The 19,590-nt window shown below is 44.8% G+C and carries 14 protein-coding genes; 1 reads left to right on the top strand and 13 read right to left on the bottom strand.

Annotation, left to right across the window (positions count from 1 at the left end; all coding sequences use genetic code 11):
* The first annotated feature begins 103 nt into the window (after window positions 1–103).
* Window positions 104–2,188 carry a cellulase family glycosylhydrolase gene (locus tag CH367_RS09450; protein WP_100762385.1) on the top strand — a complete coding sequence of 695 codons (2,085 nt, stop codon included), beginning with the start codon at window positions 104–106 and terminating at the stop codon, window positions 2,186–2,188.
* A gap of 231 nt (window positions 2,189–2,419) precedes the next feature.
* Here the strand turns inward: CH367_RS09450 and crcB are convergent, their stop codons facing one another.
* From crcB to CH367_RS09380, 13 genes are all read right to left on the bottom strand, one after another.
* Window positions 2,420–2,803, bottom strand: coding sequence for a fluoride efflux transporter CrcB (gene crcB / locus CH367_RS09445; RefSeq protein ID WP_100762246.1), 384 nt, complete (start codon window positions 2,801–2,803; stop codon window positions 2,420–2,422).
* 54 nt (window positions 2,804–2,857) lie between these two features.
* Window positions 2,858–3,364 carry a hypothetical protein gene (locus CH367_RS21000; RefSeq protein WP_244284542.1) on the bottom strand — a complete coding sequence of 169 codons (507 nt, stop codon included), beginning with the start codon at window positions 3,362–3,364 and terminating at the stop codon, window positions 2,858–2,860.
* A 58-nt stretch (window positions 3,365–3,422) separates the two neighbouring features.
* On the bottom strand, window positions 3,423–4,526 hold the full coding sequence (gene prfB / locus CH367_RS09430; protein ID WP_100762245.1) for a peptide chain release factor 2: 1,104 nt from the start codon (window positions 4,524–4,526) through the stop codon (window positions 3,423–3,425).
* Window positions 4,527–4,581: 55 nt separating this feature from the next.
* Entirely contained in the window at window positions 4,582–5,427 is an 846-nt protein-coding gene (locus tag CH367_RS09425) for a hypothetical protein (protein ID WP_100762244.1), read from the bottom strand.
* Between the two features lie 3 nt (window positions 5,428–5,430).
* Complete coding sequence (gene purD, locus CH367_RS09420) at window positions 5,431–6,711, bottom strand: phosphoribosylamine--glycine ligase (protein WP_100762243.1); 1,281 nt, start codon at window positions 6,709–6,711, stop codon at window positions 5,431–5,433.
* The gene (locus CH367_RS09415; RefSeq protein ID WP_100762242.1) at window positions 6,701–9,349 is read right to left on the bottom strand and encodes a valine--tRNA ligase; all 2,649 of its coding nucleotides are present in this window, start codon (window positions 9,347–9,349) and stop codon (window positions 6,701–6,703) included. The genes purD and CH367_RS09415 overlap by 11 nt, the downstream gene beginning before the upstream one ends.
* Window positions 9,350–9,440: 91 nt before the next feature.
* Window positions 9,441–9,914 carry a DUF1801 domain-containing protein gene (locus CH367_RS09410; RefSeq protein WP_244284532.1) on the bottom strand — a complete coding sequence of 158 codons (474 nt, stop codon included), beginning with the start codon at window positions 9,912–9,914 and terminating at the stop codon, window positions 9,441–9,443.
* A 37-nt stretch (window positions 9,915–9,951) separates the two neighbouring features.
* Window positions 9,952–10,743 (bottom strand): TetR/AcrR family transcriptional regulator, encoded by a 792-nt coding sequence (locus tag CH367_RS09405; RefSeq protein WP_100762241.1) that lies wholly within the window; start codon window positions 10,741–10,743, stop codon window positions 9,952–9,954.
* 68 nt (window positions 10,744–10,811) lie between these two features.
* Window positions 10,812–12,464: a cytidylyltransferase domain-containing protein gene (locus tag CH367_RS09400; protein ID WP_100762240.1), complete on the bottom strand. Its 1,653-nt coding sequence runs from the start codon at window positions 12,462–12,464 to the stop codon at window positions 10,812–10,814.
* Window positions 12,439–13,983 carry a spiro-SPASM protein gene (locus CH367_RS09395; protein WP_100762239.1) on the bottom strand — a complete coding sequence of 515 codons (1,545 nt, stop codon included), beginning with the start codon at window positions 13,981–13,983 and terminating at the stop codon, window positions 12,439–12,441. Before CH367_RS09395 ends, CH367_RS09400 begins: the two co-directional genes overlap by 26 nt.
* Before the next feature lie 49 nt (window positions 13,984–14,032).
* Complete coding sequence (locus CH367_RS09390; RefSeq protein WP_100762238.1) at window positions 14,033–15,070, bottom strand: putative peptidyl-prolyl cis-trans isomerase; 1,038 nt, start codon at window positions 15,068–15,070, stop codon at window positions 14,033–14,035.
* 78 nt (window positions 15,071–15,148) lie between these two features.
* Complete coding sequence (locus CH367_RS09385; protein WP_100762237.1) at window positions 15,149–17,224, bottom strand: methyl-accepting chemotaxis protein; 2,076 nt, start codon at window positions 17,222–17,224, stop codon at window positions 15,149–15,151.
* 183 nt (window positions 17,225–17,407) lie between these two features.
* A complete protein-coding gene (locus tag CH367_RS09380) occupies window positions 17,408–19,483 on the bottom strand; it encodes a methyl-accepting chemotaxis protein (RefSeq protein ID WP_100762236.1) in 2,076 nt (691 codons plus the stop codon).
* Window positions 19,484–19,590: the final 107 nt, after the last annotated feature.

Genomic DNA, 19,590 nt, shown 5'->3' with positions numbered 1-19,590 from the left:
AAGTGAAAAAATAAATTTTCGATTTCGTTTAACGTTCTTCTTTTTATATCGAAATTCCGATTTGCGATTTCTTTTTAATACGAAGTCGATAAGATCCCTCCTCATGAAAAGATCCGCGTTGTTCCTTCTTTCGATTTGTATCTTCGTTCAACAAAACTGCGGAACGAACGATTCCAAACAAAATCCGATTCTTCCGTTCCTTTCGAACGGATCCGACGTTTCGGCGTTATCGCAAAATTCTCAAAACCCGAATATAACGTTTCTAAACGATACAAGCTCCGGAATTTCTCACAGCTTGGATTATGGAAATCTTCCGGAAGCGAGAAGGATCGTAATCGGAGAAAAAACGTATCAAACGAAAACGGATCCGATCTTTTTGGACTCACTCGGAAGAGAAGCGTATTTCAGAGGTTTTAACATCTCCGGAAATATGAAGCTGGTTCAACACGGATTTAAGCCGTTTCAAAACGAATCCGACGCGGAGATCGCGTTTTCAAGACTTGGAAAAACCACCGGATCGAATATGATCCGATTTACGATCGCTTGGGAAGGAGTGCATACCGGGGTTGATACGATCGATTATTCTTATCTGGATGCCGTGATCGCACAAATGAAAAAGGCGATCGCTTTGAAAATGTATGTCTTGGTGGATTATCATCAGGACTTGTTTTCAAGAAATCTTTTTAATAAGAATTCCTGGTACACCGGAAACGGAGCGCCTCGTTGGGTGACTCCATCGGGAACTTATCCCAACGAATACTGCGGAATCGTTTGTGCGAATTGGAGTCAGAACAATCTTACCAACGAAGCGATCCGAAAAGGATTTCGGAATTTTTGGAACGATGTTTCGTTCAACACATCGTCGGGTCCGAGAAATATGCAGACCGAGTTCGTATGGCAGTTAGGAAAGGCCGCAAAGTATATTCAAGAAAAGTTAACTGCCGAAGAGTTTGATTACGTTTTGGGAATGGATCCGTTTAACGAACCCGTCGACGGAGGAATGGAAGGGTTGTCCGCGGCTCAATGGGACAATCAAAAGTTGTGGCCTTTTTATAGAAGAATTCGACAGACTTTGAGCGCGAACGGCTGGGAAACAAAATCCGTATATGCGGAACCTCTTGTATTCTGGAATACGAATGTAGGGAGCGCGATCGTTCCTCCCACTGGAGGAGGTCATTTGACTACGTTGCCCGGAGCGGGTTTCGTTTTTAATTCTCATTTTTACGACGCGGGAAGAATGGGGACCGATCTCACTGGAATCGACAATGCGACTTACTTTAAATATTTGGACGAGATTCGTAAAGAAACGAGATTTCTAAAGATTCCCGTGTTTTTAAGCGAGTTCGGAATGTGGTTGAACGGAACCGGGGCCAAGGATACGCCTAGGATGATCTCGGCCGTTTATCAGGCGATGGAGATTTCCGACGTCGAACAAACGACTAAGACGCGTTATGCTGACTTTTATTCTCTGCTGGTTTCGGGGACACAATGGCATTGGGATTATTACTATGACAATCATTTCGAATATATGAATGGCAACACTTCCAAGCTGATCACGAAGAAGGACGCTTGGAACGACGAGAATTTTTCGGTGATCGGAAACTACGGAACGACTTGGAACGTCGACTCGAAGGCGATTCAGCGAGCATATCCGAGAAGATCTCAGGGAAGAATTCTCAGCTTTTATTACAATACGTTAGGCGCCGATTCCTGGAACAACGTGTATGCTTGGGGTGGGATTCGACCGAAAATCGGAGGAACCGTTTCCTTCGGCGATAGACGTTTTGCGATTTTGATTTGGAAAGGAAGAAGTTCGGACGCGCCCACGGAGATTTTTATTCCTTCTCATTTTTCGAGTTCGAATCTGGTCGTCGTTTCCGATTCCAAGATTTACAACAAAACCTTGTCTTCTACGATTCAAAACGTTTCGAACGAATCGATCTTGATCGCCGATCCGAATCGCGTCGCCGATTCCGGTTCGCTTTTTGTTTCCTGGAACGACCCGGATGCGGGAGAAGATTCAGAAAAAATACATTACGTTTTGATTGTGGATGGAAACGGAACCTCTTATACGGATGATTTTCTTACAAGTCTGCAGACCGATTTGAATCAGAGAATTCTTACCGAGAAAAAAAGCCCCGTCTATCTGGTCGGCAAGATGACTTACGGCGGTTATCCCGCGCAGTAGGCGAACCACCGTAAGTGAAGAGGGAAGAATCGAATATAAGGAGAATGGAATGTTTTCGAGAGAGCTTTTGTCGGAGTTCCGACGAATAGGGGAGGGAATTTGAGTTGTAAAGATTGTGATTTTCTGATATGGAGAATTTGTTCGGAATTGCCCACAAGCCCACCACCGCCACCCTAACTCGGGTGGGGGCTTTTTCGTTTCACTGCGGACTTTGTCGGAACTCCATTCCTTCTAAAAACTTCTCACCGTCCAAACGCCTACGAGCGCCAACGCGATACCGCCGATCACGCTGAGTCCGATATAACCGAAAAATAATCCGTAATGTCCCGACTTAAACATCTGTAAGGTTTCGTAAGAGAATGTGGAAAAGGTGGTAAAACCTCCGCAAAAACCCGAGGCTAAAAAGAATTTCCACTGAGGGTCCAAAATTGGAAAACGATCGAAAATCGCGTAGATGATTCCGATCAAAAAAGAACCGAACAGATTTGCGGTCAAAGTTCCCCATGGAAGCGCCAAGCCGAGAACGTTTCCGAACCCGTATTGCAAAAGATAACGAAACACACTTCCCAGCGCGCCTCCCAATCCGATCCATAACAAGGTTCTTTCGAGAGTCATGATAAATTTTGAATATAATTCATTTTTAAAGTAGAATCGGGTTGTTGTCGAAGTTTAAGAGGCATCACCTGAAGTGCCCGGTGCGGAATCGTTCTTGTCGGTTTCGGTTTCGGTTTCGGTTTCGGTTTCGGTTTCGGTTTCGGTTTCGGTTTCGGTTTCGGTTTCCTGATTCCGTTCCTTAAAGTATCGATAAATCTGATAGATCCCGACTCCGAGGGTTACGATCGAATCGTCCACCGGACCCGGAAGTAAGTTCGGTGCGATCCAATAAACGAGAATGATTAGAACCGGCCAAAAGATTCTCAGCGTTTCGATCGGTTTGGAATCTTTGATCGCAAACCAAAGGCCGAGAATCAGCGCGAGCAGAACCGCAATCACGATTCCGGCGAACAAAAGAATATGTTTCCCGGCGAGTATAGTCCAATCGGTAAACGAATGAGCCCGACCGTAATCGTCCTTTAGGACAAAAATCGTAACGCCTACCGCAAGAAACAAGGTCAGAAAGGGAGTCAACATCCCCCACAAACAACCGTATTTGATTTTTCCCGAAGTTTCTGACATATTCTGTTTTTTTAATGTTTCAAACAAACTCGAATCGATTCGAAATTCGGTCCGATTTTTATAAAGTTTTCAGATAAGCGAGAATGAACGGTTCGATTTCTCCGTCCATCACCGCCGCGACGTTTCCGGTTTCGTGATCGGTTCTATGATCTTTGACGAGATTGTACGGATGGAAAACGTAACTTCGGATCTGAGAACCCCAAGAGATGTCCTTTTTCTCTCCGGATTTCTTTTCCAATTCTTCCTTTGCTTTTTCCTGTTCCATCTCATAGAGTCTCGCTTTTAACATCTTAAAAGCCGTGTCCCTGTTTTTGATCTGAGATCTTTCATTCTGACAAGCCACAACGATTCCGGTTGGAAGGTGTGTGATCCGAACCGCCGAGTCGGTAGTGTTTACGTGCTGACCACCCGCGCCCGAGGAGCGATAGACATCCACGCGAAGATCCTTGTCCTCGATTTTGATATCGATATCGTCGTCGATTTCCGGACTTACGTGAACCGATACGAAGGATGTATGTCTTCTTTTGTTAGCGTCGAACGGAGAAATACGAACGAGTCTGTGAACCCCATTCTCCCCTTTCATAAAACCGAAAGCAAAATCGCCTATCACGTGTAAGGTGGCGTTCTTGATTCCAGCTCCGTCTCCCGCTTGGATGTCTATTAGAGAATACTGATATCCTTTCTTCTCGAAATAACGCATATACATTCTGAGAAGCATTTCAGCCCAGTCCTGACTTTCGGTTCCACCCGCTCCCGGATGGATGTTCAAAAACGCCGGTTTTAAATCCTCCGGATTTTTGAGCGCTCCGAGAAGTTCAAGCTCTTCGAACTTTTCCTGAAGTCTGTTGTATTCCGCGGAAAGTTCGCCGACTCCGTTCTCGCCCTTTTCATCCAAGGTCAGATCGACTAAATCAGGAAAATCTAATATATCTTGTTGGATCGTAAACCAAGGTGTGAGTTTTTTTTCCAGTTCGTTCTTTTTCTGACTTACGATTCTCGCTTCCTCCGGATTGTTCCAGAGGTCGGGATCTTCCGCCTTTTCGTTGAGGGACTTAAGACGATCCTTGTCTTGTTCGAGGTTTAAAAGTTTCCAACGATTGAGAAAATTCTCCTGTAATTCTTTGGAGACTCTTTTAAGTTCTTTTGCTGACTTTACTTCCATAATCTTTGCTTATAATTGAATTTGATTGGTTCCGAACGTATAAATACGAGCGGACTCATTGAAAAAGAAAATCTTCTTTATTCTCTCTTTCTTGTTCCCAGGAAAAAACCGTGTCCCTGAGTTGCGGAGTGTTGCCTTCCACGGTGGCTACTAAGATATATTCTTCTTTTTTTCTGAATTCTTCGGGGTTCTTTTTTAAGATCAATTTTCCGGAGCGGATTAGATCAAGAATGTGAAGTAAAAACGGATCTTTTTCCGTTCTGGAAAGTTCTTTCATCGCGGTGTAGAACGGGGTGATTCCCTTGTGAAACCAATCCACGATTTCATTCTTCCCGCTCGGCCAAAGTTGATTCAATTGAATCGTCTCTTCGCGAAGCAGTGACTTTCCTTGAAACGGTTTTTGAAGATGTCTACACTGAAAGTAAAGTTCGTGATTGATCTCTCTCGGAAACGTTTTTCCGTAACCGGAGCCGATCCATTCCACCCAAGCCTTTTTTTCTTTGGCGGGCAGGGAAGGAATGAGCGCGAATAGATAATTCTGATTTTTGAATATTCGAGAAGTTGAAAGATGGTCCAGTACTTCGTAAGGAATCATAAACTGTCCCTTTTGCCATTCCAACACCAAAGGAATCTTATCCACGTCCAGATATTCCACGGGAGTTTCCGTATGAACGACGTCCCCGAATTGGGTGAGAATGTAAATAAAGGAAAGAAGTTCCTGACGATTCATCTTTCGGATCAACGTATCGGGATCCAAGTTGCGATGCAGAGCGTGTCTCAGTAGATTGTATTGTTCTACGGGAAATTGTACGGGAGAAAGAATGATCCCAAGAAATTTTTCCATTTTCTTGAGGCTATGTCTCTCCACGAGATCCAGATTTCCAGAAATCAAAAATGGCATAGGTTAAAGGGCTCTGTGTCCGATGTCTTTTCTATAAAACGTTTTGGGAGCCTGGATTTTTTCCAGGAAGGAATAAGCCTGGTTTACCGAACTCTTTAGATCGGTTCCTTGAGCTACTACTCCGAGAATTCTCCCCCCGGATGAAAAAACTTTTCCATCTTTTTTTAACGTTCCCGCATGAAAAAGATAAACGTTTTGACCAGGCGTTTCCGGAAGATTTAACGGAATATTTTTTTCGTAAGAATCGGGATATCCTTGCGCGGCGAGCACCACTACCGTTGCCGCGCCGCTTTTTACGGCCGCTTTGACGTTTTTGATTTTACCCGTGGAAGCTGTATAAAGAAGTTCTAATAGATCTCCGTCGAACATAGCTAATACACATTGTGTTTCGGGATCTCCGAATCTGCAGTTAAACTCAACAACTCTCGGTTCTCCGTCCGAAGAAATCATCAAACCCGCGTAAAGAAGTCCTCGATAAGGATGCCCTTTTTTGCGGAAAGTCTCGAACATACGATCGAATACGCGTTCTTTCACTTTTTCTAATATAGTTTCGGTGACTACCGGTGCGGGACAATACGCTCCCATTCCTCCGGTGTTCGGTCCTTGATCTCCGTCGAAGGCTCTTTTGTGATCCTGTGCGGCGGGTAGAAGAAAGTAAGAATCTCCGTCCGAAACTGCGAAGATGGACGCTTCTTGTCCGTCCATAAATTCTTCGATGACCACTTGATTGCCGCTTTCTCCGAATTTTTTGTCCTCGAAGATTTCTTTGAGCGCGTTAACCGCCATTTCTTTGGTGGTTGCTACGGTCACACCTTTGCCCGCGGCCAAACCGTCGGCTTTGATTACGATCGGAATCGACTTGGATTCCAGGTATTTTAAGGAAGAAGAATATTCCGTAAATGTTTTATACTCTGCGGTGGGGACGTTCGCTTCCACCATCAGGGATTTTGCGAAATCCTTGGAACCTTCCACTTGAGCGCAATAGGAATCAGGACCGAACGTGGGGATTTTAAGCTCGGAAGCCCAATCCGCAAAACCGGCGACCAAAGGATCTTCCGGTCCCACCACGATAAAGTCGAAAGGATTTTGTTTCAGATACGATTGAACCGATTGTTTGTCCAAAACGTTAAACGAATTCGCGGGAAGAATCTCCGAGTCCGGAAAACCTCCGTTTCCCGGAAAAACCTTCAATTCGCTTAACAATGTTGAATTACGAAGATGAAACGCGATTGCGCTTTCTCTTCCGCCGGAACCGATCAAAAGGACTTTCAACTTAGCTTGCAAGATTTTGAATCCCCTTTTTGAGAACTTCCACTTTGTCTGCGAGAGTCTTTAGTTTTTCCCTTTCTTTCTCGACCACGTCGGGAGCGGCTTTCGAAAGAAAACCCGGGTTAGCGAGTTTCGCTTCGAGTTTTTCCTTTTCGACTTCGGATTTTTGAAGTTCCTTTTCAAGACGCGCTTTTTCTTTTTCCACGTCGATCAATCCTTCGAGAGGAAGAATGATTTCTCCCTTTGCGAAGTGGGAAACCGAATCCGTCTTTTGAATCTCATAAGATTCTTCGATTCGAATCGATTCGAGACGAGCGAGTTGTAAAAGAGAAACTTCGTTTTCGCGGATCGAAGAGATTGCAAGATCGTCTCCCGATTTTACGATCGCCTTACACTTCTTATCGGGAGTAACTCCGTTTTCGGAGCGCATAACGCGGATTTTTGTCACGATCTCCTGAAGAAGATTCAACTTCTGAACGCCTAACGCGTCGTTTGCGATCGGATACGCGGAAGGATACGGAGTTGTCGCGATGAATTGATCCGAAAATACCGAGTGAACTTCTTCGGTTAAGAACGGCATAAAAGGATGCAAAAGTCCTAATGCACGAGTGAGCACGTCCGCGAGAACCTGTTTTGCGACTTCTGCGGAGCGAGGAGAAACTTTTCCATACGCTCTCGGTTTCACGAGTTCTATATACCAATCGCAGAAATCTCCCCAAACGAATTCGTAGATCGCCGCGGCCATTTCATAAAAATGGAATTTAGAATGCGCCTTGTCGTATTCTTCCAAGCAATGATTGAATCTGGAAAGAATCCACTGATCCATAGGTTCGAGATCTTTTTGGATTTCGGGAGTGATTCCCGTCGGCGTAAAAGATTCTTCCAGGTTCATAAGAATGAATCGGGAAGAGTTCCAGATCTTATTGCAGAAAGAACGATAACCGTCTAACCGCGATTCGTCGAAAAGAATGTCCTTTCCTTCCGGAAGCGTAGCCGCTAGGAAGAATCGAAAGGAATCCGTTCCGTATTTTTCCATCATCACAAGAGGATCGATCACGTTCCCCACGGACTTGGAGAATTTTTTTCCGTCCTTGTCTCTCACCAAACCGTGTATGAGTACTTTATGAAATGGTGGAGCTTGCATGAACTTCATTCCCATCATGATCATTCTGGAAACCCAGAAGAAGATGATGTCGAAGCCGGTCACGAGAACGGAAGTAGGGTAGTATTTTTTTAAGTCTTCCGTTTGATCCGGCCAACCCATCGTGGAAAAAGGCCAGAGCTGTGAAGAAAACCAAGTGTCGAGCACGTCCGGATCGGGTTCCACTTCTTTGGAACCGCAGGAAGGACAAACGGTCACGGGAGTTTCGGAAACCTCGATGTGTTTACAAGTTTTACAATGATATGCGGGAATTCTATGGCCCCACCAAAGTTGTCTGGAGATACACCAATCTCGAATGTTGTTCATCCATTCGAAAAAAGTTTTTTCCCACATTCTCGGGACGAATTCAACCTGACCGGTTTGAACCGCTTGTACCGCAAGATCGGCAAGAGGTCTGATCTTTACAAACCATTGAGTCGAAAGATACGGTTCGATCACCGCACCACCTCTCGAGTTATGACCGACCGCGTGCATGTGGTCTTCGATTTTTTCGATCAGACCTTTCGCTTCCAGATCGGCCACTACCTTTTTGCGGGCGTCGAAACGATCAAGACCCTTGTAAGCGCCCGCGTTTTCGTTCATCGTTCCATCGGGGTTCATTACGAGCAAAGGTTTGAGCCCGAGTCTTTGACCCGCCTCGAAGTCGTTCGCGTCGTGAGCCGGAGTGATCTTAACAAGACCGGAACCGAATTCCTTATCGACGAAAGAATCGAACAACAGAGGAATCTGTCTGTTCGTCAACGGAAGATCCAACATCACATCCTTAAAGGACGCATAACGTGTATCTTCCGGATTCGCACAAACCGCGACGTCGCCGAGCATGGTTTCGGGTCTTGTAGTCGCCACGACTAAGAACTGATTCGGTTTGCCGTGAATCGGATATTTGATATGATAGAGTTTGCCTTTGGTTTCTCTGAACTCCACTTCGAGATCGGAGATCGCCGTTTGAGACGCGGGACACCAGTTGATGATTCTTTCACCGCGATAGATCAAACCTTCGTCGTAAAGGGATTTAAAAACTTTGAATACCGCTTTGGAAAGACCTTCGTCGAACGTGAATCTTTCTCTGGACCAATCTACGGATTCTCCCAAAAGTTTTTGTTGGCGTGTGATCATGCCGCCGGAATGATCTTTCCATTCCCAGACCTTGTTTACGAATTCTTCTCTCGTAAAATCGGTTCTCTTTTTTCCTTCTTTGGCGAGTTCTCTTTCAACCACCATCTGAGTGGCGATACCCGCGTGATCCATACCGGGAAGCCAAAGAGTGGACTTACCTTTTTTACGTTCGATTCGAACGAGAATATCCTGAATCGTATGATTGAGAGCGTGACCGATATGCAACGATCCCGTAACGTTGGGAGGAGGGATGACTATGGAGAAAGATTCTTTCGAATTCGGATCCGGTACAAAGGACTTCTTTTCTTCCCAGAGTGAAATCCATTTACTCTCGACTTCTTTCGGTTCGTAGCGATCGCCTATTTGCTTTTTCATGGCCGTTAAAAAGCAGGTTTTCCTACTTTTTCCCGGGGTCAAGAGGATTCAAACGGAACCGTCATTCGCCGGCGAAAAATTGACCCTCGGCCTAGTTTTTAAACGAACGAGTATTTTGTCTCAAAGCGCTTTTTTTAGAGGGAGAATTTCTTTGAATCGGCATTCTTCCCTTTCCGTTTAAGGACTTCGTTTTAGATTTTAGAACGGATCGGATCGAACTTTGAATTTCCTTCCAAGGAATCGGGTCTTCGTCTCGAATCGTAAAACGGAATTTGGAATCGATAAGGCTTGGAAATTTCTTTCTTATTTCGGTCAACGGAACCGATTTGCAGATATGAATCGAGATCGAATTCTTGTGGGCGCCGAACGCGATCCAGTTTTCGTTCAGATGATACGTGGGAATTTTCTGGTCCATCGATTCCAGAATTTCGGGAAAACATTCTATGATCCACGCACGGATCGAAAGCATTCTTTCCTTTTTGATTTCAATCTGAGAATCTATATAACGCGAGATTCCGGACGACATAACGAAGGTGGGAACGGGAATGAATGAAAAAAAACACATAACAAATCGGTCAAAAAATAAATTCCAAAATGAATTTCTATTTTGCCTTTCCTCCTTTAGAGTTTGAAGACTTTAGAGGATTCCGTTTCGCGTTGTTTTTATTCGATTGTTGTTTTTCAAATTCTCGGGAAAACTTCCGAAGGTTTTCCGCGGCGGCGATCATTTCCTCTTTTGGAAACGGAAATTCGATCGGCACTTTGATCCCGAGTATGGATGAGAATAGGTCGTGTGAATTTTTTTCGTTTTCGAAAATCAGATCCGGATCGGTATCGTTCAATCCCAACATGTAAAGCGCGAACTTTTCGTTTTGAACGTTGCCCATCGCCACGATCATTTCCGCTAAAAATACGGGAGGCATCTGATTCGAGAATGATCCGTCCTGTTGTCCTTCCCGAATCAGATCGGAAAGAAAAGCGATGTCCCTTTTGATCATTTCCTTTTCCAGATTCGATTTGAGGATCAGGTTTTCGGGGAGATAAATCGCCTTTAAAAAGAAGAATATCATTTCCGGATTTTGTTGAACCCAATCGAAATGAAGTTCGTGAATCAGTTTCAATTTATCTAATGTGTTTTTCGGTTTTCGCGCCGCTACCGATTCGAGAAGATTCCGAGTAAGTTCGTCGGAAAGCGTTTTGATCAGCTCCATCAGCAATTCTTCTTTTGAGTTGAAGTGATGGTAAAACGTCCCTTTGGCGATTCCGAGTTCGTCGATGATGTCGTGGATCGAGGTGCTTTCGTAGCCCTTGGTAAAGAAAAAGTTTTTCGCGCAACCGAGGATGTCCTCTTTACGCTCCTTTCCCTTTTGTTTGTTTAGATTTTGTTTTTCCATATTCAGGAAACCGACCGACGGTCGGTCTATTTTCTGGGACCTGGCTCGGCCCGGTCAATCAAAAATTTTTAGGGAAAATGTAGGAACTCCTCTATTTTCCGGAGCAAAAGAGAATATCCGTTTCCGCCAACGACCGACGAAGCGGACCGCAAGCCCGACGATTTACGTAAGTCGTCCTCATCATGGCTCGAAATTTTTCCGAAATCGTTTGAACCCAATTCTCCGGCAAATGGGATTCCATATTCATTTTCGCAGAGAGAAGAAAGGGAAGAATGAACCGGCCCGATTGAAAACGTGCAGACCTTTTTGTTCAAGAAGACGGCCTCGAAGAGGGATTGACCGAAGTAACCTACAAAGCCCGACGAGCAAGCCAAAAGATTTTGGAACTCGAAGCGGGAAACACGAGGAACAAATCGGATCGAATTCTCGTTGGTCGGAACTCCGCCCACTCGAATGATATGCGTCGGTCCAAGACGTTCCCGGGCTTTGCGGTCACGGTCCTCTTGCTCCTCGCGCGCGATCAAACTCGAAAGAAAAGAATCCAATTCTTTCGTGAAGTCGAAGCCGATATTTCCCGCATAACATAGAATATACGGATCGGTCTTTCGTTCCACGTTTCCAAGAGCCGGTGCGATCAAAATTTGGTCCAAAGAAAATTCGTTCCGGTTTTCCGGATGAGGAAGCAGATCGTAGTGTCCGTATTTTTTTCTTTCCGGTCCGAAATGATCCAAAAGGAGAACCTTGGTTTTTGAATATTCGGGAACCGGAATGTCCCTGGAATCGACGATCAATAGGTCGATTTCTCCGTCGTTTGGAAAATCGCGGAACCAGATCGTTTCTTTCGAAGACGACGACAAAAGTGCGAATAGAATTCTGGATCGTTCGAAATGACCGCTTCCGAATTCTTTCGGATTTCCGACCATAAAACCGATCCTGGATTTTTTTTCCGTACCGGATTGCGGAGTTTGAAAACGGATCTGTTCCACGTCTTGATTTCCCGAAAAAATGTTCGGATCTTTTTCGTAGAGTTCGATACATTCCTTCGCGCCGAAAAACGGATTCGTTTTGTTCAGAGATTGGAAGATTGCGGATGTGGTCTCGAAATCTTTCGGTTCGTCCACGGTCAAACGGAGCTTGGGAAGAATCTCCTTTTCTTTTTCGGTAAGTAAGGAGGATATTTTAAGAATTCCGAATCGATCCGGATTCTCCTTGATATGAAGACTTACGTGTTCTTTATGTCTTTCCTCAAGAACGTTAGGCGCCCATTGTAAAGCTTCGCGGGTAAAAATTTCCCCGCCCATTCCCAAGGGAAGTCCGGTTACGTAGGCAAGATCCGATTTCGAAAAGATAAACGTCTGTAAAAGTTGATCCAAATGAAGAGTGTCGTAAAACGGATTGTCCCCGGTAAGACGCAGGATCGATTCCGCTTTGTAAAATTCGGAGGCGTCCAAATATCTCTTTCGTACGTCCAAAAGATTTCCGGCAAACCAATGATACTTTCTTTTTTCCAAAAAGGAACGCAGTTCTTCGTCTTCTTCCGGTATAAGATAAACGATTTGTTGTTCGGGTAGGACGGTTCGAATTCTTTCCTGAATTCTATCGATGAGGGTTTTGCCGGAATCGGGCGGGAATTCCTTTAAGACCTTACCCGGAAGTCGGGTCGATCCGGTTCGAGCTTGGACAAACGCGTAAATCTTACGCGTTGAATGTGTACCACTCATCGCAACTCAAACAGGGAGCGCCCGTCGTTTCGTGTTTTCCGTTTAAGGAATTCGCAAAGGAGGGAAGTCCCTTTTGCCAAATCTGTATTAAGGTTTCGTTATGTAGGTTTCCGGATTCTTTTCCGTGGGTTTGTTTACATACGGAGACGCTTCCGTCCGAATTCACGTAAAGATCCCGATTGAGATGCCAACAGAATTCTCTTTGGATCGGAGTTAGATCGGTCACTCTTTTCTCCGGCATCAAACCGGCGTAACGATTGTATTTTTGAAGGACAACTCCGTAACCTTGTTTTTCGGTTTCGTCTACCCAGGTTTCGACCTCGTCTTCGGCTTCTTGAATTTTTAAGAACTGAAGGAAGATCCGATTCTTAGGAAAAACTTTTTCCAACTTTTCCAAATTGGAAAGAACCCGATCCAATTCTTTTTTGCCGTATAGTTTCGCGTATTTTTCAGGGTTGCGGGTCGTGAGGTTTACGATCCAAGTGATCTTTTCCTTGGAAGCCGGGTCTAACACATTCAAAAAATTTAAAATAGGATTCAGATCCGTATACAACGCGGTTTCTATCATCAATTCCTGAAGAAGATTCGAGGAAGAATCGAGAGCGGTCGATACGAGTTTCGTAAACTCCGGATGCAAAAGAGGTTCTCCGAGTCCGCCGAAACAAACGCTGTACTCGTTGGAAAAGGATTCCTCCTGTTGTTTGAGAAGGTTTTCCAAAAGAGCCGGGGATAAAAACGTTCCGTCCTTTTCGTTGGAAACGAATTGTCTCGGACAAAAGCCGCAGGTGAGTTCGCATCCTCGATAAACTTCGAGTTCCAGATACGAAGGCCCGGTTCTAAAAACTTCCGGATGGGATTCGATCCAAGGTTTGATTTCGGAATATTTCCATTCTTCCTTGGATTTTAAAAATCCACGAACCAAGTTTAAGGATCTTTTGTTTTTTAAAGAAAAGTCGAGTCTGTACTGACGCAGGTCGGGCGCGTGATAAAAAATCTCAACGTCGAAATGGTTGATGTTTTTATTCAGATATTCCTGCGCTCCGTTTTGAATCGTGTCGGGGATCGCATTCGTAAATTCTCTCGAAAGAATCGTAGGTACGATTCCGGAAGGAAGATTTTCGCTGTAAGAATACTGGGAAAGATATCGATCGTGTCTTGTGTAGATCTCGGCGCTTAGGTCCGAGTCCAAACAAGGAAAAAGTCCGGTGAAATAAAAAAACGAAGCGTCGTCCCAATCCGGATCTCCGGTTCTGGAAGCCGGAAGTTCGCCTGAAACTTTTTTTAGAAAGGCGATCTCGGAAGAGTTTTCCAAAATCTGAATATTCAAAAAATCATATGCATTCGGTTTTGAATCGAAGGGCCAGGAGTTGAAAAAAACTTTCGAATCGGGGAGAACTTCCGAAAGTTTCTTCAAGGAAACGAGAAGCAGATTCTCCCTTTCCGCAGAAGACAAGGAACTCAAAAGAGAAGCCGTTTCCGGATTGAAAAAAACCGCAGAATGGGAAATCGGAAATTTCATGGCTTGAATTTAGTATCGGTCTGACTTTCGGAACTCGTAATACTCAAAATCAATCCAGGTGAAACGTCTCTTCTTTGAGAGGGATTTTATTTTCCTTTCTGTAAGAATCGTCGAAGATCTGGATCGGAATTTCCGCTCTTGATTCCTTCAACCATTTGTGAAACGTGTCTTCTTCCTTGTCGCGGTAAAGAATGTTCTGAATTCCTCCGCGTAGGTTTTCCATCGGAGTCGGTCTTTTCCCCTCGATTTTGAGTATGCAATATCTCTTACGTTCGTCTCGGAACACATCGGAAACTCCGCCGTTGGGAAGAGGGGCCGCGATCGTAGCGGTGACCTTGCTGTATTTGTAAAGATCAAAGGAAGAAATCCATTCGACAAGACCTCTTCTGGATCTTAAGGCCGGATCGTTTCTCGGAGAGCCCGCGACCAGCGCAAAGGAAGAAGGATCTGCGACGACGGACTTTCTGATTTCGGAAACTTCTTTATAGAGTTTGTTTTCTTCTTGGACCGAATCGTTTTCGGGCGCGATCGAAATGATTCGGTATCGAATTTCAAATCCTACCTTGTCCTTGTTTTGATTGTACCAGGTTCTGATCTCGCTTTCGCTCGGAGGAGGAACCGCGATTTTCAATTGGAGAAGTTGTCCCTTTTTGATTTGATACGGAAGTTCCGTAACCCAGAGTTCGAAAGGCATTCCGGAAGAAGCTTCCATCGACTTTTCGAATTGTTTACGATTGGTGATTCCCATCACTTCCATTCTTTTTTCGATTTCGGAATCGACTCTTTGTTCGTTGACTTGGATCGATTCTTCTTCGGAAACCACGTCGACGATCGCGCGGTCGATTAGAAAATCTATGATTCTCGTTCTAAGCGATTTACGGAAATCCTCGTGTTTTAAATGTTTTTGAAGACGGTTGTATTTTTCGCCAGCGTCGTCCAGATCCAGTTCCGAAATGGAAACCGTTCCCACGGTGGCGATTACCCGATTTAAGGATTCGGCGGTTTGAACCGGTTTTTGAAGAAATAGGAACACAAACATTCCTGCAAAGAAAAGGGTTTTTGCGTATGTTTGTTGTGAACGGTTCATGCACGGCTCCAAGGGTTAAATTGCCTTTGATCTGTAAGATCCTAAGCAAGATCCCTTGGTTCAACCGTTTTTCAGGATTTAGTTGGTCTTAAACTTGCCTACCAATTGACCGAGGTTCTCGGCTTGTCCGTGCATGTTTCCCGAGAATGACGTGAGATCGTCCGCACCCGCGGCGATTTCCTGGGTTCCGTCGGAAATGCTCACGATCGTTTTTGTGATTTCATCGGTTGCACGTTTTTGTTCGAGAACGGCTTCTTCGATTTGTAAACTGAAAGTCATAAGTTCGTTTGCGCTCTGGGAAATTTCTTTCGTGTTTTCTTCCTGAGTTTTGACCGAGGTAAGAACGTTCTTCGCATAACGATCGAATTCTTCGACTTGTTCTCTGAGTTTTTTAAGAACATTAGACGCTTCTGACACTTTCGTATTTCCGTTTAATACGGCGTTGTTTGTGGAGTTTACAAGAGCTCCGATTTCCTGAACGCTCGTAGAAGTTTGAGACGCGAGTTTTCCGATTTCTTCTGCAACCACCGCAAATCCTTTTCCGGCTTCACCGGCTCTTGCGGCTTCGATCGCGGCGTTCAATGCGAGCAAGTTTGTCTTCTCTGAAATTTCGGTGATGATGGAAAGAATTTCCGTAATCCGAGACGCGCTGTCACCGATCGCGGCCATGGCGCTTGTCGAAGCGATCATTGCGCTTTCTCCGGTCACACCTTGTTCTTTGGATTCTGCGGCGAGTTGAACTAGATCCTGCATTTCACGATTGATGTTCGCAATTTGTTCCTTGAGTCGATCTACGTTTCCGTCGATTTCTTTCATACTGGAAACCGCTTTCTCCATGGACTTTCCGACGTTTTGTGCGGAAGCCGCGAGTTCTTCGACGGCAGCCGAAGATTCTTCCGCGGCGGACGCTTGTGTTTGCGCGACATCGGAAAAACTTCTCGAAGAATCCGCCATCTTCTCCGAAGTTCCTTTGAGAGTGTGAGCAGAACCTCCGATTTCACGAACGACCTTGAGGAGATTCTCCCGCATCTGATTCATCGAATGAAGAAGGGTTCCGATTTCATCGGAGCGATGATACGTTTTCTCCACGACGAGATTTCCCTTTGCGATTTCTTCGGAGAAACCGATCGCTTTGAGAAGTCCGGTAGTAATCAATTTTTGGAATATAAAACTCAAACAAATTAAGACCGAAATTAAAATCAAAATCGCCGAAATATAACTTTTGAAAAGAATGCTCAAGACTTCGCTTTGATAAATGGAATCGGGAACGCTGACCTGCATCACCCAATATCGTTTGTCCTTTCCTACGTGAAACGGAAAGTAGTAGTGCGTATGTCCTTCCGAGTTGTATGTGAAATTCTTTCCTTCGTGTGCGAATTTTAAAAAATTATCCAGTTCGGCTTTGTCCGGAATTTTCTTTCCGATCAAAGAAGGATCTTTCCCGTTGACTCCATATAATCCGCTTGGAGAAATCAAAGTCATAAAACCCTGACCGCGAAACGGTTTTTCTTCTCCGAATTTTTTTTGAAGTTCTTCGATTCTTAAGTCGATCCCACAGGCTCCGCGAAAGAACCCGTCCTTGCTGATCGGTGCGACGATCGAAAGCATCATCACTTCTTGGTTGCCCGCTTTATACAGATACGGTTCGGATACGAAGTAGGTGTTGTTCTTTTTCGGAATCTGATAGTAGTCTCCGCTTCCGTCTGTCTTATCGTAGTTGATGGAAGGTTCAATGAGCGCCTTGCCTTTTTCGCCGGATTGAAAGATATACGGAACGAATCTCCCGGTTGAGTCGTGCGCGGAAGCGTTTCGATATTGGGCGTCTTTTCCGTCATAGAGATTCGGTTCGTAGACAAGCCAAAGAGCGAAGAAGGTGGGGTTTCTTTCGATGACTTCCTTCATAGAAACGATCAACAGTTCTCGGGAAGGGGAAGTAAAAATCAAGGGAGAACGAAAGCCTCTCGCATAAAACATCGCGGAGTCGAGAATGTCCTTCACTTCCAAGGACCAACGTTCGGAAGTGATCGCGGAATTACTTTCCACTTCGGATTTAAGATTTTGATACGAAGTGACGGAATTAATCGCGGCAAGGATGCTGAATCCGATAAACAAAACCACCGACAAATAAAGCGATATACGAACTCGAATACTCATACCTTTCCACCTTTCTTACTTCCAAATAGGGAAGGGATATTGTAACAAGAATGTAAAACTTATCAATTCAAATAATAGTCTTCCGCTTTGTGCTCTACTAAGAATTATAATTTACGATATGTTTTATAAATCTAAGAATCGAACGTGATTCTGTTCCTTTGCTTCCGAACGCGACCTTCCGTTTCAGTTTGTCTTAAACTTGCCGATCAATTGCCCGAGGTTCTCGGCTTGTCCGTGCATGTTTCCCGAGAATGACGTGAGATCGTCCGCACCAGCGGCGATTTCTTGGGTTCCGTCGGAAATGCTCACGATTGTCTTTGTGATTTCATCGGTTGCACGTTTTTGTTCGAGAACCGCTTCTTCGATTTGTAAACTGAAAGTCATAAGCTCGTTTGCGCTCTGGGAAATTTCTTTCGTGTTTTCTTCCTGCGTTTTCACGGACGTTAAAACGTTCTTCGCATAACGATCGAATTCTTCCACTTGTCCTCTGAGTTTTTTAAGAACGTTAGACGCTTCTGAAACCTTTGTGTTTCCGTTTAATACGGCGTTGTTTGTGGAGTTTACAAGAGCGCCGATTTCCTGAACGCTCGTAGAAGTTTGAGACGCGAGTTTTCCGATTTCTTCGGCAACCACCGCAAATCCTTTTCCGGCCTCACCGGCTCTTGCGGCTTCGATAGCCGCGTTCAACGCGAGTAGGTTTGTCTTCTCCGAAATTTCGGTGATGATGGAAAGAATTTCCGTGATCCGGGACGCGCTGTCACCGATCGCACCCATTGCACTTGTGGAAGCAACCATCGCATTCTCACCCGTAACACCTTGTTCTTTGGATTCCGCGGCGAGTTGGACGAGGTCCTGCATTTCACGATTGATGTTCGCGATTTGTTCCTTGAGTCGAACCACGTTTCCGTCGATTTCCTTCATACTGGAAACGGCTCTTTCCATGGACTTCCCGACGTTTTGTGCGGAAGCCGCGAGTTCTTCGACGGCCGCCGAAGATTCTTCCGCGGCGGACGCTTGTGTTTGTGCGACATCGGAAAAACTTCTCGAAGAATCGGCCATCTTTTGAGAGGTTCCTTTGAGTCTGGAAGCGGATGCTCCGATTTCACGAACCACCTTGAGAAGATTCTCCCTCATCTGATTCATAGAACCGAGAAGGGTTCCGATTTCGTCTTGTTGTTCGTGAGAACTTTGTGCGACAAGATTTCCCTTTGCGATCTCTTCGGAAAAACCGATCGCTTTGAGAAGACCGGAAGTAATCAATTTTTGGAATATAAAATTCAAACTAAGAAGAACGATAACCAAGATGACTAACGTAGTAACGAAACTTTTGAGTAAAATCGAAATGATATCGTCCCTATAAATGGAATTCGGAATGCTAACTTGCATCACCCAGAATCTTGTTTCCTTTCCGATATGGAACGGAAAAAGATAATGTGTATAACCTTCCGCGTCCGCGGTGAATTTTTTTCCTTCCTGACTCAGTTTGAGATAGGTCTCCATGTGTTCTTGTGGAATCGATTTTCCGACCAAGGTTTTATCAAGACCGTTGACTGCATAGATTCCCATCGGAGAAATCAGAGCAACATAACCTTGATCTCGAAACGGTTTCGTATCTCCGATCAGTTTCTGCAATTCCTCCAATTGATAATCGAGGCCCGCCATTCCATAGTAGTGGCCGTCGGCGCTGATCGGAACGATCAATGAGATCATGAGAATGTTGACCTTGGATTCGATTTCGTAGTAATACGGATCGGTCACGAAAGGAGCGTTCGTTCTTTTCGGAACCTGATACCAATCTCCTTCGGGTCCGGTGCTATCGTAGAATTTACAGGCTTCGAGTACGATTTCTTCTTTCGTTTTACCGCGATGTAGATAGGGAAGAAATCTTCCGGTTCCGTCGTGGCCTTCCGTGTTTCTATACAAAGCGTCCTTACCGTCGAACGCGTTCGGTTCATAGGCGACGCTCGCACCGTAAATATTTTCATTTCGCTTTAATATTTCACGAAGAGAAGTGATGACCTGAGGTCGAGTCGGTGTTGCGAACATCAAAGGAAAACGAAATCCTCGGATCAACGCCATCGTAGTGTCTAAATAGTCTTTTACTTCAAAAGTCCAGCGTTCCGCCGTAACTTCGGAACCGCTGATCACTTCTTTTTTAAGATTCTGATACGCGGTATAAGAATTAAAGCCCGCTAAAACCGAGAATCCTATAAAAAGAACTACGGACAGATAAAGTGAAATACGAAAACGAATGCTCATTGCATGCTCCGAAGGAGTTACTCAAGAAATAGCAAAAGATGATTAAAAGAGGATGGGACGAAAAGCTCGAGCAAAATATTGCCAACTTATAAAAAATTCATAACATT

It is taken from the genome of Leptospira barantonii (genome assembly GCF_002811925.1).
In the GTDB taxonomy this organism is placed as follows: domain Bacteria; phylum Spirochaetota; class Leptospiria; order Leptospirales; family Leptospiraceae; genus Leptospira; species Leptospira barantonii.
The sequence above is the reverse complement of the archived record's forward strand: the minus strand, read 5'-3'. Positions and strand labels throughout refer to the sequence as shown.